The organism is Klebsiella sp. CN_Kp106 (assembly GCF_040064575.1).
Lineage (GTDB): Bacteria > Pseudomonadota > Gammaproteobacteria > Enterobacterales > Enterobacteriaceae > Klebsiella > Klebsiella michiganensis.
The window spans coordinates 1-24,096 of sequence record NZ_JBEAIG010000058.1 but is presented as its reverse complement, the minus strand read 5'-3'; the positions used below and the strand labels follow the sequence as shown (position 1 = coordinate 24,096).

Sequence of the window (24,096 nt, the reverse complement as noted above, 5' to 3'; positions counted from 1 at the left end):
AACTTGCGTTGAATACATCAGAAAGGACATTCAGTCATGAAATCGCTACGTTTACTTCTCTGCGCACTACCGCTGGCTTTAACCGGCTGCTCAACGATGAGCTCGGTGAACTGGTCGGCGGCTTATCCGTGGAACTGGTTTGGTTCCTCTATGGAGGTGAGCGAACAGGGCGTAGGCAACCTGACGGCGTCAACGGCGCTGAGCGAGCAGGCGATCGGCGACGCGCTCGGCAGCAGCTACCGCCTGCGCAGCGGCATGAAAACGGCTAACGGCAATATTGTGCGCTATTTCGAAGCGTTAAAAGATGACAAGGTCGCGCTGACCATCAACGGCGAGAGCGGGACTATTAGCCGCATCGACGTGCGCGATAGCAATATCAAAGCCGCCAGCGGCGTGAAAATCGGTACCCCGTTCAGCGATATCTACAGCAAAGCGTTTGGTAACTGCCAGAAAGGCAGCAACGATAACGGTGCCGTGGTGGAGTGCAAGGCCGAGGGTAGCCAGCATATTAGCTATGCCTTCACCGGCAACTGGAGCGGCCCTGATGAGCTAATGCCCTCCGACGACACGCTGAAAAACTGGAAGGTGAGCAAGATTATCTGGCGTCGCTAATTTGATCTGAAGTGATTCGAGGTCCTGAAAAAGCGGGTACAATAGCGCCTTAAAAAGCCACAGCGTTGTGGTTGTACTATTTCAGGAGGAGCGATGTCTCAGGTTCAGAGCGGCATTTTGCCGGAACATTGCCGTGCGGCGATTTGGATTGAAGCAAATGTCAAAGGCGATGTTGACGCCCTGCGCGAAGCCAGCAAGGTGTTTGCCGATAAGTTAGCCACCTTTCAGGCGAAATACCCGGAAGCGAAGCTGGGGGCGGTGGTCGCTTTTGGCCATAACGTCTGGCGTCAGCTAAGCGGTGGCGTCGGGGCTGAAGAGCTAAAAGACTTCCCGTCCTATGGCAAAGGTCTGGCCCCGGCCACCCAGTATGATGTGCTAATCCACATTCTGTCCGCGCAGCATGAGCTGAATTTTTCTGTCGCTCAGGCGGCCCTGTCCGCTTTTGGCGCAGCGATTGATGTTAAAGAAGAGATTCACGGCTTTCGCTGGATTGAAGAGCGCGATCTGAGCGGCTTTGTCGACGGTACTGAAAACCCGGCGGGGGAAGAGACCCGCCGTGAAGTGGCGGTGATTCAGGATGGCGTCGATGCGGGCGGCAGCTACGTATTTGTGCAGCGCTGGGAGCACAACCTCAAGCAGCTTAATCGCATGAGCGTTCCCGATCAGGAGATGATGATCGGCCGTACCAAAGAAGCCAACGAAGAGATTGACGGCGACGATCGTCCGGATACCTCTCACCTGAGCCGCGTGGATCTGAAAGAAGAAGGTAAAGGGCTGAAGATTGTGCGTCAGAGCCTGCCGTACGGTACCGCCAGCGGCACCCACGGCCTCTACTTTTGCGCCTACTGCGCGCGTCTGCACAATATTGAACAGCAGCTGCTGAGCATGTTCGGCGATACCGACGGTAAGCGCGACGCGATGCTGCGTTTTACCAAACCGGTGACCGGCGGATACTACTTCGCGCCTTCGCTGGATAGACTGCTGGCGCTGTAAGATCTTCTCCTGACCCTCTCCCCCGCAGGGAGAGGGGACCGTTCGGCGCGGCCGGCAGGCGTCGAACGTTTTCCGGTTCTGCATGCGTGATTCAGATAAGCTTTGCCATTCCCTTATTCTCTTTTCGACTTCCAAATCGCCAAACGGTATATAAAACCGTTACTCCTTTCATAGCCGTTATAAATATGATGATCAGCAGAAAATCATCATATTGATAAGGGTGCGCAATGGCCGTTAAATCACTAAAAAAAGGATATCTGGCGCTGGCTGCTTCTGTGCTGCTGGTCGCACAGGCGCAGGCGACGGAATTGCTGAACAGTTCCTACGATGTTTCCCGCGAGCTGTTTGCCGCCCTTAACCCGCAGTTCGAACAGCAGTGGGCGAAAGATAACGGCGGCGATAAGCTGACGATAAAACAATCTCATGCCGGGTCATCAAAACAGGCGCTGGCGATTCTGCAAGGGCTGAAGGCTGACGTGGTGACCTACAATCAGGTGACCGATGTCCAGATTCTGCACGACAAAGGCAAGCTGATCCCCGCCGACTGGCAAAGCCGTCTGCCGAATAACAGCTCGCCGTTTTACTCCACCATGGGCTTCCTGGTGCGTAAAGGTAACCCGAAGAATATCCACGACTGGAATGACTTAGTGCGTTCCGACGTGAAGCTGATTTTCCCGAACCCAAAAACCTCCGGCAACGCGCGTTACACTTATTTAGCGGCGTGGGGCGCGGCGGACAAGGCTGACGGCGGCGATAAAGCGAAAACCGAGCAGTTCATGACCCAGTTCCTGAAAAACGTCGAAGTGTTTGATACCGGCGGTCGCGGGGCTACCACGACCTTCGCCGAGCGCGGTCTGGGCGATGTGCTGATCAGCTTCGAATCGGAAGTGAACAACATCCGCAAACAGTATGAAGCGCAGGGCTTTGAGGTGGTTATCCCGAAAACCAACATCCTGGCCGAGTTCCCGGTGGCGTGGGTGGATAAAAACGTCCAGGCCAACGGTACCGAGAAAGCGGCAAAAGCCTATCTCAACTACCTGTACAGCCCACAGGCGCAGACCATCATTACCGATTACTACTACCGCGTGAATAACCCGGACGTGATGAACAAACTGAAAGATAAATTCCCGCAGACCGAACTGTTCCGCGTGGAAGATAAATTTGGCTCCTGGCCTGATGTGATGAAAACCCATTTTGCCAGCGGCGGTGAGCTGGACAAACTGCTGGCGGCGGGGCGTAAGTAATGTTTGCAGTATCGACTAAACGCGTGCTGCCGGGCTTTACCTTAAGCCTCGGGACCAGCCTGCTGTTCGTCTGCCTTATCCTGTTGTTGCCGCTCAGCGCGCTGGTGATGCAGCTTGCCCAGATGAGCTGGGCGCAGTACTGGGACGTGGTGACCAACCCGCAGGTGGTGGCGGCCTATAAAGTGACGCTGCTGTCGGCGTTTGTCGCCTCCATTTTTAACGGCGTGTTCGGCCTGCTGATGGCGTGGATCTTAACCCGCTACCGCTTCCCGGGCCGCACGCTGCTTGATGCGCTGATGGATTTGCCGTTTGCGCTGCCGACGGCCGTTGCCGGCTTAACCCTCGCCTCGCTCTTCTCCGTGAACGGGTTGTACGGCGAGTGGCTGGCGAAATTTGATATTAAAGTCACCTATACCTGGCTCGGTATCGCGGTGGCCATGGCCTTTACCAGCATCCCGTTTGTGGTGCGTACCGTGCAGCCGGTGCTGGAAGAGTTGGGTCCGGAATATGAAGAGGCGGCGGAAACCCTGGGCGCCACGCGCTGGCAGAGCTTTCGCAAGGTGGTGCTGCCGGAGCTCTCCCCGGCGCTGATGGCGGGCGTTGCGCTGTCCTTTACCCGCAGCCTCGGTGAGTTCGGCGCGGTGATTTTTATCGCCGGCAACATTGCGTGGAAAACGGAAGTGACCTCGCTGATGATTTTTATTCGTTTGCAGGAGTTTGATTACCCGGCGGCGAGCGCGATTGCTTCGGTGATCCTCGCGGCCTCGCTGCTGCTGCTGTACTCGATTAACACTCTGCAAAGTCGCTTTGGTCGACGTGTGGTAGGTCACTGATGGCGGAAGTTACGCAATTGAAGCGATACGATGCGCCCCGCATCAACTGGGGTAAATGGTTTCTGATCGGTGCGGGCGTGCTGGTTTCCGCGTTTATTCTCGTCGTGCCGACGGTGTATATCTTCGTTCAGGCCTTCAGCAAGGGGCTGATGCCCGCGCTGGAAAACCTGGCGAACCCGGATATGCTGCACGCCATCTGGCTGACCGTGCTGATTGCATTGATCACCGTGCCGGTGAACCTGGTGTTCGGCACGCTGCTGGCGTGGCTGGTGACGCGCTTTAACTTCCCGGGACGTCAGCTGCTGCTGACCCTGCTGGATATTCCTTTTGCCGTGTCGCCGGTGGTAGCGGGCCTGGTGTATCTGCTCTTTTACGGCTCCAACGGGCCGCTGGGCGGCTGGCTGGATGAGCACAACCTGCAGATCATGTTCGCCTGGCCGGGCATGGTGCTGGTGACGGTCTTTGTGACCTGCCCGTTTGTGGTGCGCGAGCTGGTGCCGGTGATGTTAAGCCAGGGGAGCAACGAAGACGAAGCGGCGGTGCTGCTGGGCGCGTCAGGCTGGCAGATGTTCCGCCGCGTGACGCTGCCGAATATCCGCTGGGCGCTGCTTTACGGCGTGGTGCTGACCAACGCCCGCGCGATTGGCGAGTTTGGTGCCGTTTCCGTCGTCTCCGGCTCTATTCGCGGTGAAACCCTGTCGCTGCCGTTACAGATTGAGCTGCTGCAGCAGGACTACAACACCATCGGTTCGTTTACTGCCGCCGCGTTGCTGACGCTGATGGCTATTTTGACCCTGTTTTTGAAGAGTGTGGTGCAGTGGCGTTTAGAAAATCAGGAAAAACGTCAGCATCAGGAGGGAAATCATGAGCATTGAGATTGCCAATATTAAGAAGTCTTTTGGTCGCACCCAGGTGCTGAATGATATCTCGCTGGATATCCCTTCCGGACAAATGGTGGCGCTGCTCGGGCCGTCTGGCTCCGGTAAAACCACGCTGCTGCGTATTATCGCCGGGCTTGAGCATCAGACCAGCGGGCACATCCGCTTTCACGGCACCGACGTGAGCCGTCTGCATGCCCGCGATCGCAAGGTGGGCTTTGTATTCCAGCATTACGCGCTGTTCCGCCATATGACCGTGTTCGACAATATTGCGTTTGGCCTGACCGTACTGCCGCGCCGCGAGCGCCCGAATGCGGCGGCCATCAAAGCGAAAGTGACCAAACTGCTGGAGATGGTACAGCTTGCGCATCTGGCGGATCGCTTTCCGGCGCAGCTCTCCGGCGGGCAGAAGCAGCGCGTGGCGCTGGCGCGTGCGTTAGCCGTTGAACCGCAGATACTGCTGCTGGATGAACCCTTCGGCGCGCTGGACGCCCAGGTGCGTAAAGAGCTGCGTCGCTGGCTGCGTCAGCTGCATGAAGAGCTGAAGTTCACCAGCGTCTTCGTCACCCACGATCAGGAAGAGGCGATGGAAGTTGCCGACCGCGTGGTAGTGATGAGCCAGGGGAACATTGAGCAGGTTGACGAGCCGGAGCAGCTCTGGCGCGAACCGGCGACCCGCTTTGTGCTGGAATTTATGGGCGAGGTGAACCGTCTGCAGGGCACCATTCGCGGCGGACAATTCCACGTGGGCGCGCACCGCTGGCCGCTGGGCTATACCTCCGCGCATCAGGGGCCGGTCGATCTGTTCCTGCGTCCGTGGGAAGTTGACGTGAGCCGCCGAACCAGCCTCGATTCACCGCTGCCGGTGCAGGTGCTGGAAGCTAGCCCTAAAGGTCACTACACGCAATTGGTGGTACAACCGCTGGGCTGGTATACCGAGCCGCTGACCGTGGTCATGCGCGACGACGTCCCGCCGCACCGGGGAGAGCGCCTGTTTGTCGGTCTGCAGCATGCCCGTATTTATCACGGGAAGGAACGCATTGAGACGCGCGAGGATATTGCTCTGGCGGAGTCAGCCTGATAGGTTATCGCGTATGTTTTTCGCCCGGTGGCGTAATGCTTACCGGGCTTTTTATTGGGCAAAACCGTGAATACATTAGAACAAACAATCGGCAACACGCCTCTGGTCAAACTGCAGCGCATGGGGCCGGACAACGGCAGCGAAATCTGGGTCAAACTTGAAGGCAACAATCCGGCGGGGTCGGTGAAAGACAGGGCGGCCCTGTCGATGATTGTCGAGGCCGAAAAGCGCGGAGAGATTAAACCCGGTGATGTGCTGATTGAAGCGACCAGCGGCAACACCGGCATTGCGCTGGCGATGATCGCCGCGCTTAAAGGCTATCAGATGAAGCTGCTGATGCCGGACAACATGAGTCAGGAGCGCCGTGCCGCCATGCGCGCCTACGGTGCGGAGCTGATTCTGGTCACCAAAGAGCAGGGAATGGAAGGCGCGCGTGACTTAGCGTTAGCCATGGCGCAGCGCGGCGAAGGCAAGCTGCTCGATCAGTTCAACAACCCGGACAACCCGTACGCGCACTACACCACTACCGGGCCGGAAATCTGGCAGCAGACCGACGGGCGGATCACCCATTTTGTCTCCAGCATGGGTACCACCGGCACCATTACCGGCGTATCGCGTTTTCTGCGCGAGCAGGATAAAGCGGTGAGCATCGTGGGGCTGCAGCCGGAAGAGGGGAGCAGTATTCCCGGAATTCGCCGCTGGCCTGCCGAATATATGCCGGGCATTTTTAACGCGCAGCTGGTGGACGCGGTGCTCGATATCCATCAACAGGATGCCGAAAACACCATGCGGATGCTGGCGGTGAAGGAGGGAATTTTCTGCGGCGTCAGTTCCGGCGGCGCGGTGGCGGGCGCGCTACGTGTGGCGGGTGAAAATCCTGGCGCGGTAGTGGTGGCGATCGTTTGCGATCGCGGCGATCGCTACCTTTCTACCGGCGTATTTGGCGAAGAGCACTTTACCCAGGGCGCGGGAATTTAAACCTCGGGCGCGTCGAGCAGGTCCGTACCGTAGGAGTTATCCACGGTGCAGAGCCAGCGTTCACCCTGCTGACGAAAGACATAGGTTGCGCGCCGCGTGACCTGTGTTATCCCGGCTTCCGCCGTCGGGATATCCAGCCGGGTTTCCATAATCACCAGCGCATTGCCGCCGCCTTCGATAATCTCCATTTTTCCCTGCGTCACCACCAGCCGGTGCTGGAAATAGTCGGCAATGGCGATAAACGCGTTGCGGATATTTTCTTTGCCCCGCACTACCATGCCTGGCTTGACGACCAGCGCGGCGTCATCAGCGTAATACTCCATCAGTGTCGCGTAATCCTCCTGGGAGATAGCGCGATCGCAGGCTTCGATGGCGGCTTTAAGCTGTGGGTTGGGATTGGGCATTTCTGGCGATCCTTAGACTGTCGGGCTTTAATAAAAGCCTTTTGCTTACTTTGCCGTCAGCTTATCAAGAAACGCCCACAGCTTCTCATTCATTTCGCGATAATCGCAGGCACGCATCTCCTGTTCACTACGAATGAAACGCCTGCCTCTGGCGGCGCTAAGCTCCTGCTGCGAATGGGCGATCAGCAGCTCAATGACCTCAGCATCAAACTCCATGTGGCACTGGAAGCCATAAACCCGGTCGCTGTATTTCACAATTTGCCGCGGGCAGCCTTCGCTGGAGGCCATCACTTCCGCCTCCGGGGTCAGGCCTGGCATATCGTTATGCCAGTGGCCGACGACCAGCGAGGGGCCAAAATGGGCCAGTTTGTCATCCTGCAGGCCCGCGGTGGTGAGCGTGATGGGATAGTGACCCACCTCTTTTTCCGGACTTTGCATGACCGGCGCGCCCAGCGCTTCACCGATAAGCTGCGAGCCCAGGCATATCCCTACCACGATCCGTCCTGCGGCAATGGCCTGCGCAATCAAACGCTGCTCGGCGTGGCTATCAAACCAGGGGCACTCAGATAATGTCGTGCGCGGCGACTGCGGACCGCCGAGCACAACCAGCATATCAAAAGCGTTGGCGTTTTCCGGTAGCCTGTCCCCCGCGTATACCCGCGACCAGCTGATACCGTAGCCGCGCGCCTGCGCCCAGTGCAGGTAAGCTCCCGGCGCTTCAAAGACTTCATGGACGATAAAGTGGATCTGCATAGCGTTAACTCCCGTCACTGTTGTTGTAATATCTGGTATAAGTCATTGGCGAGCTTATTCATTTCATTGTCGCTGAGCGTCGCAAGCGACAGCCTCAGCCCGTGCGAAGGGGCGCGAATGCCGAACGTTTCGCCTTCGCGAACCAGCCAGCCGGCGTGCGCCAGACGGAGCGCTACCGGCTGGCTCGGCTCTTCCAGCGGGAACCAAAAATTAAGGCCGTCTCCCGGCGTCAGATGGGTGATTCCGCGGCTGGCGAGGGCGGCAATCAGCTTTTCATGCTGCTGACGATAGTGGCGCCGGGTTTCCGCCAGAGAGGCCATAAAGGTGTTGTCGTTAAGGCAGGCGATGACCAGATCCTGCAACAGATGGCTGACCCATTGGCTACCGGAATTAAGCCTCAGTCGCAGCGCCGCCGACGTGTCAGCGTCGCTGGCGACGATGGCCAGACGCAAATCTGGTCCCAGGGTTTTTGACAGGGAGCGTACCAGCGCCCAACGCTGACTTTCCGCGGCGATAGGGGAGTACCAGGGCGTGGCGGAGAGCAGCGCGAAATGGTCGTCAACAATCACCAGAACCTGCGGATAGCGGGCCAGTATTTCGCGTATTGCCCGGGCGCGGGATTCGCTGAGGCTACAGCCGGTCGGATTGTGCGCGCGCGGGGTAATAATGACCGCCCGGGCGCCGTTGCTCAGCGCCTCTTCAAGGGCTTCAGGCTGCATGCCTTCCCCGTCGACCGGTACCGGCGAAGGGCTAAAACCGGCGTAGCGCAGCATATTGATGCTGCTGAGAAAGCAGGGGTCTTCGATGGCCACGCTATCGCCGGGCAGCAGCAGGGCGCACAGCAGGCGCTCAAGCGCATCGACAGCGCCGCTGGCAAGGTTAATATCGGCATCCAGGTTCACATCGTTGTTAACCCAGCGGCTGGCCCACGCGGCCAGCCGTGGTTCAACCGCCGCATCGCCGTACAGGCGAGGCGCTGGCGCAATTGCGCCGAGATAGTGCTTGAGGTTTGCCAGGCGAGCGGGGTCGGGATTGCCGCTGGAGATATCCTTCAGCGGCGAAGAGGGATCGCCACCTTCAAGGGCGGGCAGGGTATTATGGGTTTTAATGGCGGTACCATTACGCCCCTGGCTGATAGCCAGGCCAGAGGTCACCAGTCGCTTATAGGCGGCAGCGACGGTATTGCGGTTAACCGACAGCTTGCCCGCCAGCTCGCGGACCGGCGGCAAAACATCGCCAGGCTTGAGTGCGCCGCTTTGTACCAGATGGCGGATGCTATCGAAGATCTCACTGGCAGTTTTTCCAACGATCATTATTGACCTATGACAAAATGAATTTTAGCATAGGACGAATGATAATCAGAGTATGACCCGCTGTCCAGCGGGGGGAGAAAGGATGGGCCAGCAAGATGAAATACAATCGGTGCTCTTCAACGATAAAAGTCGGGCGCTTCAGGTCGATATTGTGGCCGTGCAGTCGCAGGTGGTCTACGGCAGCGTAGGCAACAGTATTGCGATACCGGCGATAAAGCAGCACGGCCTGCGGGTCATCGCGGTGCCGACGGTGCTGTTCAGCAATACGCCGCACTATGATACTTACTATGGCGGCGTTATCCCGGAAGAGTGGTTTGCCGGCTATTTAAAGGCGCTGGAGGAGCGTGACGCCCTGCGCGAGCTGCGGGCGGTAACGACCGGCTATATGGGCAGCGCCGTGCAGATTAAGCGTCTGGCGCAATGGCTGCTGCGCATTCGCGAGCAGCATCCAGAACTGTGTATTCTCGTTGATCCCGTCATTGGCGATGTGGATAGCGGCATCTACGTCAAGGCCGAGATCCCTGAAGCCTATCGTACGCATTTGCTCCCGCTGGCGCAGGGGATCACGCCCAATCTGTTTGAGCTGGAAACGCTAAGCGGTCTGCCTTGCCATAATCAGCAGGAGGCGATTATTGCCGCCCGTAGTCTGCTCTCTGATTCACTGAAATGGGTCGTTATCACCAGCGCGCCGGGAGAGAATAGCGCTACGATCAACGTGCTGGTGGTTAGCGCGCAGTCGGTCGAGGTAGTTGAACATCCGCGCGTTGAAACCGATCTGAAGGGAACGGGCGACCTTTTTTGCGCCGAACTGGCGAGCGGCCTGGTATGTGGAATGCCGCTGGGCGAGGCCGCCCACGCTGCCGCGCAGCGGGTGCTGGCGGTTATGACCTGGACCAATGAACAGGGCTGCGATGAGCTCATTCTTCCGCCGCATAGGGAGGGAGAATGAAGAGCTATCGTTTAGTGGTGCGTCAGCAGGGAAGAGTCGTCGGCCATTTTGAGACCACCGGCAGCGAAGCCCTTGAGGATGTCTGCGAAGTGGGATCTTTATTTGGCGCCGTTGGCGGATATCAGTGTGATTTACAGGTTTCTGACAGCGAGAAGCGGATTCTGGAAAGCGGCCCGGAAGGGATGAAAATACTTTCGCGGGAGAAGTGCTATCGGCCGTTTAAAGCGGCGAGATAAAAAAATGGCGCCCGAGAGGCGCCATTCTTCTGCGGCAAGAATTACTTCTTGATGCGGATAACCGGTGTTTCACCCACGGTTACGCTACCGGACAGTTTGATCAGCTCTTTGATCTCGTCCATGTTGGAGATAACAACCGGAGTCAGGGTAGACTTGGCTTTCTCTTCCAGCAGCGGCAGATCGAATTCGATAACCGGGTCGCCGACTTTCACACGCTGGCCTTCTTCGGCGATACGTTTGAAGCCTTCGCCTTTCAGCTCAACGGTATCAATACCGAAGTGAACGAACAGTTCAATGCCGCTATCAGATTCGATTGAAAAAGCATGGTTGGTTTCAAAAATTTTACCGATGGTACCATCTACCGGCGCAACCATTTTGTTGCCAGTAGGTTTGATAGCAATGCCATCACCCACAATTTTTTCCGCAAAAACTACATCCGGCACGTCTTCAATGTTGACGATCTCGCCAGAGAGCGGGGCAACAATCTCAATAGTTCCGGTGTCTTTTTTATCATCAGAAACCAGAGATTTCAATTTATCGAACAAACCCATGATCTTCTCCTAAGCAGTAATTTGGGCCGCGCATCTCGTGAATTAGCAGATTGTTTTTTCTTCAATGAACTTGTTAACCAGCGTCATTAACTCGTCCGTTGTCGGTTGAGCAAGAGCCTGCTCTGCTAATACTTTCGCATCTTCGAAGTTCGTGTTACGGATAATCTTCTTGATGCGCGGGATGGAAATGGCGCTCATAGAGAACTCGTCCAGACCCATACCCAGCAACAGAAGTGTAGCACGTTCATCGCCCGCAAGCTCACCGCACATGCCAGTCCATTTGCCTTCAGCATGAGAAGCATCAATAACTTGCTTAATCAGCGTCAGCACGGACGGGGACATTGGCTGGTAAAGATGTGAAATCATATCATTACCACGGTCAACTGCCAGAGTATACTGCGTTAAATCATTGGTACCGATACTAAAGAAATCAACTTCTTTGGCTAAGTGACGCGCAATTGTCGCAGCGGCTGGGGTTTCCACCATCACGCCAATCTCAATTGCCTCATCAAAAGCTTTACCTTCGTCGCGCAGTTCCTGTTTGTAGATTTCGATCTCTTTCTTCAGTGCACGCACTTCTTCAACAGAGATGATCATCGGGAACATGATGCGCAGTTTACCGAAAGCGGAAGCGCGCAGGATGGCACGAACCTGGTCGCGCAGAATCTCTTTGCGATCCATGGCGATGCGCACTGCGCGCCAGCCGAGGAACGGGTTCTCTTCTTTCGGGAAGTTCATGTACGGCAGCTCTTTGTCGCCGCCGATGTCCATGGTGCGAACGATAACCGCCTGCGAGCCGCACGCTTCGGCAACGGCTTTGTATGCTGCGAACTGTTCTTCTTCAGTCGGCAGCGAGTCGCGGTCCATGAACAGGAATTCTGTACGATACAAACCAACGCCTTCCGCGCCGTTACGTTCGGCACCTTCAACGTCGCGTACGGTACCGATGTTGGCGCAGACTTCAACCTGATGGCCGTCCAGCGTAATGGCCGGCAGGTCTTTCAGCTTAGCCAGTTCCGCTTTCTCTTCAGCGACCTGAGCCTGCAGGTTGCGCAGTTCTTCGATTTGTTGATCGCTCGGGTTAACCAGAACCTGATTATTCACCGCGTCGAGAACCAGATAATCGCCGTTTTTCACCTGGGTAGTCACGCTACCGGTGCCCACGATGGCCGGCAGTTCAAGGGAACGCGCCATGATGGAGGTGTGGGAAGTACGGCCGCCCGCGTCGGTGATGAAACCCAGCACCTTGTTCAGGTTCAGCTGTGCGGTTTCAGACGGGGTGAGGTCAGCGGCTACCAGGATAACTTCATCCTGAATCGCGCTCAGATCGATGATGGCCAGACCGAGGATGTTGCGCAGCAGGCGCTTACCGATGTCGCGTACGTCAGCGGCACGCTCTTTCAGGTATTCGTCATCCAGTTCTTCCAGGGCAGTAGCCTGACCTTCGATAACTTCATTGGCTGCCGCATCGGCAGTCATATGCTTATCTTTAATCAGGGCTATGATTTCCTGCTCAAGCTCCTCATCTTCCAGCAGCATGATGTGCCCTTCGAAGATGGCTTCTTTTTCTTCACCGAAGGTTTCACCAGCTTTGGTTTTGATGACCTCCAGCTGGGCGGAGGCCTTGGTGCGGCCATTCAGAAAACGTTCAACTTCCTGATCAACCTTATCGGCAGAAATTTTCTTCCGGTCGATGACAATTTCATCTTCTTTCAGCAGAAGTGCCTTGCCGAAAGCGATACCCGGGGATGCTAAAATGCCTGAAATCATAACCCTACCTTACTTGTGACTGATATTAAAAAGAACCCGTGAACTTACTCGAGTTCAGCCATCAGTTTTACCAGATGCTCAACTGCTTTTTGCTCGTCTTCGCCTTCGGCAGAGAGAGTGACAACGGTACCCTGGGTCAGGCCCAGAGTCTGCAGTTTGAACAGGCTTTTGGCGCTGGCGCTTTTGCCGTTGGAGGTTACAGTGATCTCAGAAGTGAAGCCTTTTGCTTCTTTAACAAACTGAGCAGCAGGGCGGGTGTGCAGACCGTTCGGAGCGGTAATAGTAACTTCTTGCTGGAACATTATATTTCCCCAACTTATAGGTTTAGTGTTGTGGACCTAAAGTTTAGCCTAACGGCCAAACTTTAGCCTGTATCGTTAGCGCCGGCATCACGTATCCGGCTCCGGCACCATCAGCGGAAAATCGCTGTGGAAACCTTCAGGCCGTTAACGTCTACCACGTCATTAAACATTATGCCGCTAAAGGAAGACTTGAACCAAATCATAAAATCGATTCAGCTTATGGAAATCCAAATCGGAATAATTTCGCGCATCGAAATAAATGTGCTGGTTAAATACCAGACCCAACGAAGTGAATCAATGCCAGGAGGGGTAAAAGTTTGATGTGCGCCACAAAAAAGCACCTGAAAAGGTGCTTTTTTACACGATATTAACAAGCTGGCATTACTGTTGCAGTTCTTTCTCGGTGAAGAGATCGGCAAACAATGCGGTGCTTAAATAGCGCTCACCTGAAGAGGGTAGGATAACCACAATATTCTTGTTGGTAAAGGCTTCATCCTCCTGCAGCTTCAGCGCAGCGGCAACGGCAGCGCCGGAAGAGATGCCGGCCAGAATGCCTTCCTCTTCCATCAGGCGACGGGCGGTGGAAATGGCTTCTTCATTGGTAATAGCCACTACTTTATCCACCAGCTTCAAATCCAGGTTGCCTGGGATAAAGCCTGCGCCAATACCCTGGATTTTGTGCGGGCCTGGCTTCAGCTCTTCGCCTGCCAGCGCCTGGGCGATAACCGGGGAGTCGGTAGGTTCAACGGCAACGGTAATCAGATCTTTTTTACCTTTGGTGCCTTTGATATAGCGGCTCACGCCGGTCAGCGTACCGCCAGTACCGACGCCGGAGATGAAGACGTCGATTTGACCATCGGTATCTTCCCAGATTTCCGGGCCGGTGGTTTTTTCATGAATTTCCGGGTTGGCCGGGTTGCTGAACTGCTGGAGCAGGAGGAATTTTTCCGGGTCGCTGGCGACAATTTCTTCGGCTTTCTGGATGGCGCCTTTCATCCCCTTGGCGCCTTCGGTCAGCACCAGGTTAGCGCCCAGGGCCTTCAGCAGCTTGCGGCGTTCGATGCTCATGGTCTCCGGCATCGTCAGCGTCAGTTTATAACCGCGCGCCGCAGCCACGTACGCCAGCGCGATACCGGTATTACCGCTGGTCGGTTCCACCAGCTCAACGCCGGGCTTCAGCACGCCGCGTTTTTCGGCATCCCAAATCATATTGGCACCGATACGGCATTTTACGCTAAAGCTCGGGTTACGAGATTCTACCTTTGCCAGGATGCGTCCGTTACCGATGCGGTTCAGTCGTACCAGCGGCGTATGGCCGATAGTCAGGGAGTTATCTTCAAAAATCTTACTCATGGCCCGTCCTTAACTGTATGAAATTTGGGAGTACGGCTTCAGCATACCCGCTTAAAGAATATGCGGAAGTAAGGATTTAGCATATCTATATTCAGAAGAGAAATAATGGCAAGCCAGAAGTAATAAGGAGCGGCATAAGCCGCTCCGAAAGCGATAGCGCTACTTCCACATGGCGTGTTTGTCACGGTAGCAATCGACCCACATCGCCGTCGCGCCGCAAATCGCGACGGGCAGGATGACCAGGTTTAGCACCGGGATCATGGTAAACAGGCTGGTCAGGGCGCCAAACTGCATATTGGTCACTTTGCGCGTGCGCAGCGCCTGACGCATCGTTTTAAACGGCACCTTATGGTTATCAAAAGGGTAATCGCAGTACTGAATCGCCAGCATCCAGGCGCTGAACAGGAACCACAGCACGGGGGCGACGGTCTGGCCGATACCGGGGATAAAGTAGAGAAGCAAAAGGACGATGGCCCGCGGCAGGTACCAGGCAAACTTCTGCCACTCGCGCTTCATGATGCGCGGAACATCTTTCAGGATGCCGAAAACCCCGACATCCGGCGGCGTCGCGCCCGTCAGGCGCGCTTCAAGCTGCTCGGCCAGCAGGCCGCTAAAGGGCGCGGCAATCCAGTTGGCGATTGTCGAGAAGAAGTAGCCGAAGACAAGCAGAATAGAAATGACCACCATGGGCCATAGCAGATAGTTAAGCCATTGCAGCCATTCAGGAACATGGCTCATCAACGAAGGGATCCAGCTGTCCAGACGCGTGAACAGCCACCAGAATGCGCCGCCCATCAGAATAATGTTGACGAGTAAAGGGAGGAATACGTATCGACGGATCCCCGGCAGCCCGATCAGCTTCCAACCCTGCGAAAAATAGTAGACGCCACTACGCGGGGTCGTTACGGATGATGAAACCATAGTCAGGTAATGCTCCTTTTTTGACATCCAGGCTGAATGCCGGGCTATTTTATCGGGTTAGCAGACAATAACCAGTTAGGAAATGTTCGAAAAAACAGCAAAAAGCACGATTTAGTTCATCTTTATGTAGTGAAAGCCCCCGACGCACTTGCACTTGATGTAATCGGCAAATACTCTTAGTGAGTAAATGTTTGCCGTGGTGGCAAGGTGTTAGAACAACAGAGAATATAATGATGCAGGATTTGCGTCTGATATTAATCATTGTTGGCGCGATCGCCATAATCGCTTTACTGGTGCACGGTTTCTGGACCAGCCGTAAAGAACGCTCCTCGATGTTTCGCGATCGCCCACTGAAACGTATGAAGTCTCGCGACGATGAAGCGTCGGAAGGCGACGACTTTGATGACGATGTTGAAGGCGTTGGTGAAGTCCGGGTTCATCGGACCAGTCATGCGCCGAATGGCGTTCATGGGGAGCATGAAGCACCTCGTCAGCCGCAGCACCAGTATCAGCCTCCTTATGAGCGTCAGGCGCAACAGCCACCTGTGCGCCCGGAAGAGCCTGTTCGTGCACCGCAGCCGCCGCAACATCAGCCCGTTCACGCCCAGGCCCCGGTCCAGCAGCCGCAGCGCGCCGTGCCGCCTCAGCAGCCGGTACAGCCGCAGCCCGTTCCGCATGTGCAGCAACCCGTTCAGCATGCGCAGCAGCCCGTTCAGCATGTGCAGCAGCCGGTTCAACAACCTGCCGCCGCTCCAGAGCCGCAGCCGGCGCCGGAACCTCAGGCCCCTGAGCCGCAGCAGGCCGCGCCGCAGCCTAAAGAGCGTAAGGAGACGGTCATCGTGATGAACGTCGCTGCGCATCACGGTTCGCAGCTCAACGGCGAGCTACTCATCAATAGCATCCAGCAGGCGGGCTTCAAATTTGGCGATATGAATATCTTCCATCGCCACCTCAGCCCGGACGGCAGCGGTCAGGTGCTCTTCAGTCTGGCCAATATGGTTAAGCCTGGCACCTTCAATCCTGACAGCATGGCGGATATGATGACGCCCGGGGTGACTATCTTTATGCAGGTTCCGTCCTTTGGCGATGAACTGCAAAACTTTAAGCTGATGCTGCAGTCCGCGCAGTACATTGCCGATGAAGTCGGTGGCGTAGTGCTGGATGACCAGCGTCGTATGATGACGCCGCAAAAATTGCGTGAATATCAAGACCGAATTCGTGAAGTGAAAGAGGCTAACGCCTGATTCATCTTCTTGCGTTTCATCTACTTATCCTGAACCCCCGCCCGTCGGGGGTTTTTTATCATTGATGGTGTGATATGGAATCGAACGAACAAAAACTGACTGAACTGCGAACCACGCTTCGCCATCATGAATATCTCTACCACGTCATGGATACGCCGGAAATCCCTGATGCGGAATACGATCGGTTAATGCGCGAACTGCGCGAGCTGGAAGCTCAGTACCCTGAGCTGATCACCCCGGACTCGCCCACCCAGCGCGTCGGTGCCGCACCGTTAGCCTCTTTTAGCCAGATTCGCCATGAAGTCCCGATGCTGTCGCTGGACAACGTTTTTGATGAGGAGAGCTTCCTCGCGTTCAACAAGCGGGTACAGGATCGCCTGAAAAATACCGATAACCTGACTTACTGCTGTGAGCTCAAGCTGGATGGCCTGGCGGTCAGTATCCTGTATGAAAACGGCCTGCTGGTGCAGGCTGCGACCCGCGGCGATGGAACGACCGGCGAAGATATTACCTCCAACGTGCGTACCATTCGCGCGATTCCCCTGAAGCTACGCGGTGACAATATTCCGCAGCGGCTTGAGGTGCGCGGAGAGGTGTTCCTGCCGCAGGCAGGGTTTGAAAAAATTAATGAAGAGGCGCGGCGAACCGGAGGTAAAGTCTTTGCTAACCCGCGTAACGCGGCGGCGGGGTCTTTACGCCAGCTCGATCCGCGGATTACCGCGAAGCGTCCACTCACTTTCTTTTGCTACGGCGTGGGCGTGCTGGAAGGCGGCGAGCTGCCTGCCAGCCACTCGGCGCGCTTGCAGCAGTTTAAGTCCTGGGGGCTGCCGGTCAGCGAGCGTGTAAAGCTCTGCCATACGCCAGAGGAAGTGCTTACTTACTATCGCCAGGTTGAAGAGGATCGGCCGAAGCTGGGGTTTGATATCGACGGCGTGGTCATCAAGGTCGATTCGCTGGCGCTGCAGGAACAGCTTGGCTTCGTAGCCCGCGCGCCGCGCTGGGCGGTGGCGTTTAAGTTTCCGGCGCAGGAGCAGATGACTTTCGTGCGCGACGTTGAGTTTCAGGTCGGGCGCACTGGCGCCATCACGCCGGTTGCGCGTCTGGAGCCGGTACACGTCGCCGGGGTCCTGGTCAGCAACGCGACGCTGCATAATGCTGATGAAATCGAGCGTCTGGGACTGCGTATCGGCGATAAGGTGGTCATTCGCCGCGCCGGCGATGTTATCCCTCAGGTCGTAAACGTCGTGCTCTCAGAACGCCCGGAGGAGACGCGTGAGATCGTGTTCCCCACCCATTGTCCGGTATGTCATTCCGACGTTGAACGCGTGGAAGGCGAAGTGGTGACGCGCTGTACCGGCGGCCTGATCTGCGGCGCCCAGCGTAAAGAAGCGCTCAAGCATTTTGTCTCCCGTCGCGCCCTGGACGTTGACGGTATGGGCGATAAAATCATCGATCAGCTGGTTGAAAAAGAGTACGTGCATACGCCGGCCGATCTCTTCCAACTGACGCCGGGTAAACTCACCGGGCTCGATCGCATGGGGCCCAAATCAGCGCAGAACGTGGTGGATGCCCTGGAGAAGTCCAAAGAGACCACCTTTGCCCGTTTCCTTTATGCGCTGGGGATCCGCGAAGTCGGTGAGGCGACGGCAGCCGGTTTAGCGGCCCATTTTGGCACCATTGAGGCGCTGGAGCAGGCTTCAATTGACGATCTGCAAAAAGTGCCCGATGTCGGGATTGTGGTTGCCACGCACGTGCGTAATTTCTTTGCCGAAGAGAGCAACCGCGAAGTGATTGCTCAGCTGCGTAAAGAAGGCGTCCGCTGGCCGGCGCCGGTCGTGGTCAATGCGGAAGAGATTGATAGCCCCTTTGCCGGCAAAACGGTGGTTCTGACCGGTAGCCTGAGTCAGCTCTCCCGTGACGATGCGAAAGCCCGGCTGGTTGCGCTGGGGGCGAAGGTGGCGGGCAGCGTGTCGAAGAAGACCGACCTGGTCATCGCCGGGGAGGCGGCGGGCTCTAAGCTTGCCAAAGCGCAGGAGCTGGGAATTGCGGTGATCGATGAAGACGAAATGCTGCGTTTGCTCGGAGAGTCGCGTGGATAAAGATCAGCTTATTGAGATTGCCAACACGGAAATGCCGTTTGGTAAATACAAAGGGCGGCGCTTAATCGATGTGCCGGAAGAGTATTTGCTGTGGTTTGCCCGTAAGGATCAATTTCCCGCCGGGCATCTTGGCGAGCTGATGGCATTAACGCTATTGATTAAAACGGAGGGGCTGACCAGCCTGGTCGAGCCCCTTAAGCGCCCGCGTTAGGCTTCGGAGGCGCGGCTTTTCTCCTGCGCCTGTAACGCTTCGGCCTGGCGCTTATAGCGCCGCGCCAGCACCGCACAGACCATAAGCTGAATCTGATGGAAGATCATCAGCGGCAGAACCATTATCCCCAGGATAGAGGTCGGGAAGAGAATGTTGGCCATCGGAATGCCGTTCGCCAGGCTCTTTTTCGACCCGCAAAAGACAATCGTAATTTCATCCGCTTTATTAAACCCGCACCTGCGCGCCACAAAGACGTTAATCGCAATCACAATCGCCAGCAGCACCATGCTGACAATAACGATAAACAGCAGCGAACCGACGCCGACTTTGTGCCAGATACCGTTAACAACCGCCTCGCTGAACGCCGAATAGACCACCAGCAGGATGGAGGTCTGGTCGGTTTTCGAGATCCACTTTTTATGTTTTGCCACCCAGTTGCCAATCCACGGACGAGAGAGATGTCCCAGCACAAACGGCAGCAGCAGCTGCAGCATGATTTTGCCAACCTGCTCCAGACTCCCCCCCGCACCGTGCAGGTTCATCAACAGGCCGACCAGCAGCGGCGAAATGAAGATCCCCAGCAGGCTTGAGGCCGAAGCCGAGCATACCGCAGCCGCCACGTTGCCGCCCGCCAGAGAGGTAAACGCAATGGCTGACTGGACGGTGGCGGGAAGAATGCAGAGATAAATAAACCCGGTATAGAGCGCCGGATCGACGTTAACGGGCGCCCACCAGGCGAATAGCACGCCAAGTACGGGAAAAACGATAAACGTGCTGCACATGACCCAGAGATGTAAACGCCAGTGGCTGCCCCCGGCAACGATCGCCTCACGGGAGAGCTTGGCGCCGTGCATAAAGAAAAGCAGCGCGATGGCGGCGGTGGTTAAATGTTCAAAGAAGGGGACAAATCCGCCGCGCGCAGGAAAAAAGGAGGCCAGCAGGACGACGGTGACTAATGTCAGGGTGAATGGATCAAGAATGCGGAAAAATTTCATAAACGCTCCTGAAAATCGATGTCGCTATTGTGCTTTCTTTAGTTTGAGAAATAAAATCGATTTATTGCATCTATTCATGAAAAAAAGAGATGAATTATTCGCTACGTCAGTTGAAGGTTTTTGTGACCGTTGCTCGCGTCAAAAGCTTTAGCCGGGCAGGGGAGAGTATTGGCCTGAGTCAGTCAGCGGTAAGCCACAGCGTGAAAGAGCTGGAACATCAGACCGGCGTACGCCTGCTTGACCGAACGACGCGCGAAGTGGTGCTCACGGAAGCCGGACAGCAGCTGGCGGCCCGGCTTGAGCGCCTGCTGGATGAGTTAAACGGCACGTTGCGTGAGGCCGGGCGCGTCGGGCAGCAGCTTATGGGAACCGTGCGGGTGGCGGCCAGCCAGACCATTTCCGCCCATCTGATCCCGCAGTGCATCGCCTATAGCAACCATCGCTATCCGGAGATAGATTTCGTTCTGCACGATCGCCCCCAGCAGTGGGTGCTGGAGAGCATCCGTCAGGGAGAAGTTGATTTTGGCATTGTTATCGACCCTGGCGCCGCGACCGATTTGCAGTGTGAGGCGGTTCTCGCTGAACCTTTCCTGCTGCTTTGCCGTTGCGATCACCCTTTCGCTAAAAGGGATGCGGTGAGCTGGCATGCGCTGCATGACCAGCGGCTGGTTTTGCAGGATTATGCTTCGGGTAGCCGGCCGCTGATTGACGCCGCGCTCGCGGGATTCGCCGTTACCGCAAATATCGTGCAGGAAATCGGTCATCCGGCCACGCTATTCCCGATGGTTGAGTCGGGGATAGGCATCAGCATCCTACCTGCGTTAGCGCTGCCGCTCCCTCAGGGAAGTCATCTGCAGGTGAAGCGGCTCACCCCGGTGGTGGAACGCCAGCTGATGCTGGCGCGGCGTAAAAACCGCTCGCTATCGACAGCCGCAGAGGCGCTGTGGGAGGTGGTGCGGCAGCAGGCTGGCCAGCTGACCGCCTTACGCGAAAACGACCCCTTGTATCAGAAATGAAATCAATAGCTTTTTAATATCAAACGTCCGGGAAAACTGTATTGGTAATCGATTGCGTAGCATCGTTATAACAGCATGGTAGCCAATCACTTTATCGATCTTTCAGTTTTTAAGGACAGCTTATGAGCGACACGCTTTTCTCACAGAATCCCTGGTATAGCGCCGATATTATTCGCGGATATAAGCCGGATTTTACGCCGCGGGTGGCCTTTATCCTGGGGTCGGGTCTCGGGGCGCTGGCGGAACAAATTGAAGATGCGGTGGCGATATCTTACGAGAAGCTGCCCGGCTTTCCGGTGAGTACCGTGCACGGCCATGCCGGCGAACTGGTGCTTGGAAATCTGGCCGGCGTACCCGTTGCCTGCATGAAAGGGCGTGGGCACTTCTATGAAGGTCGGGGCATGACGGTGATGACTGATGCCATCCGGACGCTAAAGCTGCTGGGGTGTGAACTGCTGTTTTGTACTAACGCGGCCGGTTCTTTACGTCCGGAAGTGGGGCCGGGAAGTCTGGTGGCGCTCAGCGATCATATTAACACGATGCCGGGTACGCCAATGGTGGGCCTGAATGATGAGCGCTTCGGCGAACGCTTCTTCTCCCTGGCCAACGCCTATGACGCGGATTACCGCGCCGTTCTGCAGCGCGTAGCGGAGGAGGAGGGGTTTCCGCTGACTGAAGGTGTATTTGTCTCTTACCCCGGGCCGAATTTTGAAACGGCGGCGGAGATTCGCATGATGCAGATTATCGGCGGCGATGTGGTGGGGATGTCCGTCGTGCCGGAAGTCATCGCTGCCCGCCATTGCGAGCTGAAAGTGGTGGCCGTCTCAGCCATTACCAATCTGGCTGAGGGCCTCGGCGATGTGAAACTATCTCACGCGCAAACCCTGGCGGCGGCCGAACTCTCCCGGCAGAACTTTATTAACCTGATCTGCGGCTTCTTACGCAAACTGGCCTGAAAAAATAATAAATATTGACCCCGCTTGCGGGGTCTTACTTTAATGGCAAGGAACGGAAAAATGGGTATCGCCTCTCGCTTAAAACTCATGTCGTTTTTGCAATATTTTATCTGGGGTAGCTGGCTGGTCACCCTGGGTTCTTACATGATAAACACACTGCATTTCACCGGGGCAAATGTCGGCATTGTCTATAGTTCCAAAGGGCTGGCGGCCATTATCATGCCCGCCATTATGGGGATCGTTGCCGATAAATGGCTACGTGCAGAACGGGCCTATATGCTCTGCCACCTGGTCTGCGCGGGCGTGCTTCTTTATGCAACGACCGTCACCGATCCGGAGACGATGTTCTGGGTAATGCTGATTAACGCGATGGCCTATATGCCGACTATCTCGTTGTCTAATAGCATCTCCTATTCATGTCTGGCACAGTCCGGCCAGGATCCGGCGACCGCGTTTCCTCCTGTTCGCGTATTTGGCACTCTTGGTTTTATTGTCGCCATGTGGACGGTGAGCCTGATGGGGCTGGAGCTGAGCAGCGCGCAGCTGTATATCGCCTCTGCCGCGTCGTTATTACTGGCGATTTATGCGCTTACGCTACCGAAAATTGCTGTGACCGAGAAGAAACCTGGCGCCACATTGGCCACGAGGCTGGGACTGGATGCATTCGTATTGTTTAAAAATCCGCGGATGGCCATTTTCTTTTTCTTCGCGATGATGCTCGGGGCGGTACTGCAAATAACCAACGTCTTCGGTAACCCCTTTCTGCATGATTTCGCCCGCAACCCGGCGTTTGCCGACAGCTTTGTCGTACGCTATCCCTCTATTTTGCTTTCGGTTTCGCAGATGGCGGAAGTCGCCTTTATTCTCACCATTCCATTCTTTCTGAAACGCTTTGGCATTAAAACGGTCATGCTGATGAGTATGCTGGCGTGGACGCTGCGCTTTGGCTTTTTTGCCTTTGGCGATCCGTCTCCGTTCGGTTTTGTTCTTCTGCTGATGTCGATGATCGTTTACGGCTGCGCATTCGACTTTTTTAATATTTCAGGATCGGTGTTCGTAGAGCAAGAGGCGGGGGCGCATATTCGCGCCAGCGCGCAGGGGTTGTTTATGACCATGGTGAACGGTGTTGGCGCATGGGTAGGTTCGGTTCTCAGCGGCATGGCCGTGGATTACTTCTCTGTTGATGGCGTAAAAGAGTGGCAGACCATCTGGCTGGTGTTCGCGGCCTATTCATTGCTGCTGGCGGTTATTTTTGCCGCGTTCTTCAAATATAAACATGAACCTGAGAAGTTAATGAAAAAAGCGCTGACGCATTAATCCTCTTCCGCGGCGGGCACATGTTCCGCCGTTTCATTTTTTCTGATGCAGTGTGGTAACTTTGCGCATTATCTTTATGCCTCAGGAGCGCATGACCCATGGAACGCACGCATCGTATCGATCTGAAGTTATTGCGCTATTTTCTGGCTGTTGCCGAAGAGCTGCATTTTGGTCGTGCGGCGGCCCGTCTGAACATGTCGCAACCTCCGCTCAGCATTCACATTAAAGACCTGGAGCAGCAGCTTGGCACGCTGCTGTTTGTTCGCCACTCCCGCAGCGTAGCGTTGACCCACGCAGGAAAAATCCTGATGGAGGAGTCCCGTCGTCTGCTTTCCAGCGCGAATCAGGCGTTGGCGCGCGTGGAACAGATTGGGCGGGGTGAGGCGGGACGGGTAGAGTTGGGCGTGATAGGTACGGCTATGTGGGGAAAAATGCGTCCGGTGATGCGGCGTTTTTTGAAAGAGAACCCTAACGTAGAGGTGCTTTTCCGCGAGAACATGCCCGCCATGCAGATGGCGATGCTGGAACGACGCGAGCTGGACGCCGGCGTCTGGCGAATGGCGACAGCGCCTTCTCCTGGATTTACCAGCCTGCGATTGCACGAATCCTCTTTTCTGGTGGCCATGCCGGAAGAGCATCCGCTTGCCGCGCGTAAGGCGATCCCGCTTGCGGCGTTGCGTAACGAATATTTTGTCACCATGCCTTCAATACATACCGACTGGACGTTTTTGCAGCGCGTGTGCCAGAGCGCCGGATTCTCACCGATGATTATCCGTGAAGTGATGGAGCCGCAAACGGTTCTGGCGATGGTCAGTATGGGGATAGGTATTACGCTCATCGCTGATAGCTATGCGCAAATGACGTGGCCGGGGGTGGTGTTTCGCCCGCTGGAAGAACGCATACCCGCAGATTTGTATATCGTCTATGACCAACAGCAGGCGACGCCCGCGCTGGAGAAGCTGATTGCGGCGCTGGTGAATTGATGGTCTGTGCCGGATAGCAAGATGAAGGCCCGTGTCGGCTTTGTCTATCGCAGATAGCAAAAAAGCGCCTTTAGGGCGCTTTTTTACATTGGTGGGTCGTGCAG

At 55.9% G+C, this 24,096-nt stretch carries 25 protein-coding genes; 16 read left to right on the top strand and 9 right to left on the bottom strand.

Annotated features, from left to right (window positions below; all coding sequences use genetic code 11):
• Window positions 1–36 precede the first annotated feature (36 nt).
• The 7 genes from ABLU96_RS20245 to cysM all read left to right on the top strand — a co-directional run bounded on the left by ABLU96_RS20245 (window position 37) and on the right by cysM (window position 6,619).
• Entirely contained in the window at window positions 37–612 is a 576-nt protein-coding gene (locus tag ABLU96_RS20245) for an RpoE-regulated lipoprotein (protein WP_014230324.1), read from the top strand.
• 93 nt (window positions 613–705) lie between these two features.
• Entirely contained in the window at window positions 706–1,605 is a 900-nt protein-coding gene (locus ABLU96_RS20240; RefSeq protein WP_009654897.1) for a Dyp-type peroxidase, read from the top strand.
• Window positions 1,606–1,832: 227 nt separating this feature from the next.
• Complete coding sequence (gene cysP, locus ABLU96_RS20235) at window positions 1,833–2,849, top strand: thiosulfate/sulfate ABC transporter substrate-binding protein CysP (protein ID WP_014230322.1); 1,017 nt, start codon at window positions 1,833–1,835, stop codon at window positions 2,847–2,849.
• The gene (cysT, locus tag ABLU96_RS20230; RefSeq protein WP_004123378.1) at window positions 2,849–3,682 is read left to right on the top strand and encodes a sulfate/thiosulfate ABC transporter permease CysT; all 834 of its coding nucleotides are present in this window, start codon (window positions 2,849–2,851) and stop codon (window positions 3,680–3,682) included. Before cysP ends, cysT begins: the two co-directional genes overlap by 1 nt.
• On the top strand, window positions 3,682–4,557 hold the full coding sequence (cysW, locus tag ABLU96_RS20225) for a sulfate/thiosulfate ABC transporter permease CysW (protein ID WP_004853017.1): 876 nt from the start codon (window positions 3,682–3,684) through the stop codon (window positions 4,555–4,557). The genes cysT and cysW overlap by 1 nt, the downstream gene beginning before the upstream one ends.
• Window positions 4,547–5,641 (top strand): sulfate/thiosulfate ABC transporter ATP-binding protein CysA, encoded by a 1,095-nt coding sequence (gene cysA / locus ABLU96_RS20220; protein ID WP_004853015.1) that lies wholly within the window; start codon window positions 4,547–4,549, stop codon window positions 5,639–5,641. The genes cysW and cysA overlap by 11 nt, the downstream gene beginning before the upstream one ends.
• A gap of 66 nt (window positions 5,642–5,707) precedes the next feature.
• A complete protein-coding gene (gene cysM, locus ABLU96_RS20215; RefSeq protein ID WP_014230319.1) occupies window positions 5,708–6,619 on the top strand; it encodes a cysteine synthase CysM in 912 nt (303 codons plus the stop codon).
• Here cysM and ABLU96_RS20210 read toward each other — a convergent pair.
• Genes ABLU96_RS20210 through ptsJ form a run of 3 tightly spaced genes read right to left on the bottom strand, consistent with a single transcriptional unit; the run spans window position 6,616 to window position 9,089 of the window.
• Window positions 6,616–7,023 (bottom strand): nuclear transport factor 2 family protein, encoded by a 408-nt coding sequence (locus ABLU96_RS20210; protein WP_014230318.1) that lies wholly within the window; start codon window positions 7,021–7,023, stop codon window positions 6,616–6,618. The genes cysM and ABLU96_RS20210 overlap by 4 nt on opposite strands.
• A 45-nt stretch (window positions 7,024–7,068) precedes the next feature.
• Window positions 7,069–7,776: a type 1 glutamine amidotransferase gene (locus ABLU96_RS20205; protein ID WP_048260624.1), complete on the bottom strand. Its 708-nt coding sequence runs from the start codon at window positions 7,774–7,776 to the stop codon at window positions 7,069–7,071.
• Window positions 7,777–7,790: 14 nt separating this feature from the next.
• Window positions 7,791–9,089 carry a transcriptional regulator PtsJ gene (ptsJ, locus tag ABLU96_RS20200; RefSeq protein WP_064404398.1) on the bottom strand — a complete coding sequence of 433 codons (1,299 nt, stop codon included), beginning with the start codon at window positions 9,087–9,089 and terminating at the stop codon, window positions 7,791–7,793.
• 82 nt (window positions 9,090–9,171) lie between these two features.
• Here ptsJ and pdxK point away from each other — a divergent pair, with 82 nt between their 5' ends.
• A complete protein-coding gene (gene pdxK / locus ABLU96_RS20195) occupies window positions 9,172–10,038 on the top strand; it encodes a pyridoxine/pyridoxal/pyridoxamine kinase (protein WP_014230316.1) in 867 nt (288 codons plus the stop codon).
• The gene (locus ABLU96_RS20190) at window positions 10,035–10,274 is read left to right on the top strand and encodes a hypothetical protein (protein WP_004104337.1); all 240 of its coding nucleotides are present in this window, start codon (window positions 10,035–10,037) and stop codon (window positions 10,272–10,274) included. The genes pdxK and ABLU96_RS20190 overlap by 4 nt, the downstream gene beginning before the upstream one ends.
• 41 nt (window positions 10,275–10,315) lie before the next feature.
• On the opposite strand, the gene crr is transcribed toward ABLU96_RS20190, so the two are convergent.
• From crr to cysZ, 5 genes are all read right to left on the bottom strand, one after another.
• Window positions 10,316–10,825, bottom strand: coding sequence for a PTS glucose transporter subunit IIA (gene crr, locus ABLU96_RS20185; protein ID WP_000522253.1), 510 nt, complete (start codon window positions 10,823–10,825; stop codon window positions 10,316–10,318).
• 42 nt (window positions 10,826–10,867) lie between these two features.
• Entirely contained in the window at window positions 10,868–12,595 is a 1,728-nt protein-coding gene (gene ptsI, locus ABLU96_RS20180) for a phosphoenolpyruvate-protein phosphotransferase PtsI (RefSeq protein WP_004852999.1), read from the bottom strand.
• 44 nt (window positions 12,596–12,639) lie between these two features.
• Window positions 12,640–12,897 carry a phosphocarrier protein Hpr gene (ptsH, locus tag ABLU96_RS20175; RefSeq protein ID WP_002913505.1) on the bottom strand — a complete coding sequence of 86 codons (258 nt, stop codon included), beginning with the start codon at window positions 12,895–12,897 and terminating at the stop codon, window positions 12,640–12,642.
• Window positions 12,898–13,278: 381 nt separating this feature from the next.
• Window positions 13,279–14,250, bottom strand: a complete 972-nt coding sequence (gene cysK / locus ABLU96_RS20170; RefSeq protein WP_046878226.1) for a cysteine synthase A — start codon at window positions 14,248–14,250, stop codon at window positions 13,279–13,281.
• A 159-nt stretch (window positions 14,251–14,409) separates the two neighbouring features.
• A complete protein-coding gene (cysZ, locus tag ABLU96_RS20165; protein ID WP_009654873.1) occupies window positions 14,410–15,171 on the bottom strand; it encodes a sulfate transporter CysZ in 762 nt (253 codons plus the stop codon).
• 230 nt (window positions 15,172–15,401) lie between these two features.
• On the opposite strand from cysZ, the gene zipA reads away from it, so the two are divergent.
• From zipA to ABLU96_RS20150, 3 genes are all read left to right on the top strand, one after another.
• Complete coding sequence (gene zipA, locus ABLU96_RS20160) at window positions 15,402–16,415, top strand: cell division protein ZipA (RefSeq protein WP_014230313.1); 1,014 nt, start codon at window positions 15,402–15,404, stop codon at window positions 16,413–16,415.
• A gap of 74 nt (window positions 16,416–16,489) precedes the next feature.
• Complete coding sequence (gene ligA, locus ABLU96_RS20155) at window positions 16,490–18,514, top strand: NAD-dependent DNA ligase LigA (RefSeq protein ID WP_014230312.1); 2,025 nt, start codon at window positions 16,490–16,492, stop codon at window positions 18,512–18,514.
• Window positions 18,507–18,725: a DUF3820 family protein gene (locus tag ABLU96_RS20150; protein ID WP_004123346.1), complete on the top strand. Its 219-nt coding sequence runs from the start codon at window positions 18,507–18,509 to the stop codon at window positions 18,723–18,725. Before ligA ends, ABLU96_RS20150 begins: the two co-directional genes overlap by 8 nt.
• Here the strand turns inward: ABLU96_RS20150 and ABLU96_RS20145 are convergent.
• Entirely contained in the window at window positions 18,722–19,720 is a 999-nt protein-coding gene (locus ABLU96_RS20145; RefSeq protein ID WP_004852990.1) for a bile acid:sodium symporter family protein, read from the bottom strand. The genes ABLU96_RS20150 and ABLU96_RS20145 overlap by 4 nt on opposite strands.
• 89 nt (window positions 19,721–19,809) lie before the next feature.
• Between ABLU96_RS20145 and ABLU96_RS20140 the strand changes: the two genes are divergently transcribed.
• From ABLU96_RS20140 to ABLU96_RS20125, 4 genes are all read left to right on the top strand, one after another.
• A complete protein-coding gene (locus ABLU96_RS20140) occupies window positions 19,810–20,736 on the top strand; it encodes a LysR family transcriptional regulator (protein WP_064404399.1) in 927 nt (308 codons plus the stop codon).
• A gap of 122 nt (window positions 20,737–20,858) precedes the next feature.
• Window positions 20,859–21,692 (top strand): xanthosine phosphorylase, encoded by an 834-nt coding sequence (gene xapA, locus ABLU96_RS20135; RefSeq protein WP_014230309.1) that lies wholly within the window; start codon window positions 20,859–20,861, stop codon window positions 21,690–21,692.
• Window positions 21,693–21,752: 60 nt separating this feature from the next.
• On the top strand, window positions 21,753–23,009 hold the full coding sequence (locus ABLU96_RS20130; protein WP_014230308.1) for a nucleoside permease: 1,257 nt from the start codon (window positions 21,753–21,755) through the stop codon (window positions 23,007–23,009).
• 98 nt (window positions 23,010–23,107) lie between these two features.
• Window positions 23,108–23,992, top strand: coding sequence for a LysR family transcriptional regulator (locus ABLU96_RS20125; RefSeq protein ID WP_014230307.1), 885 nt, complete (start codon window positions 23,108–23,110; stop codon window positions 23,990–23,992).
• Window positions 23,993–24,096: the final 104 nt, after the last annotated feature.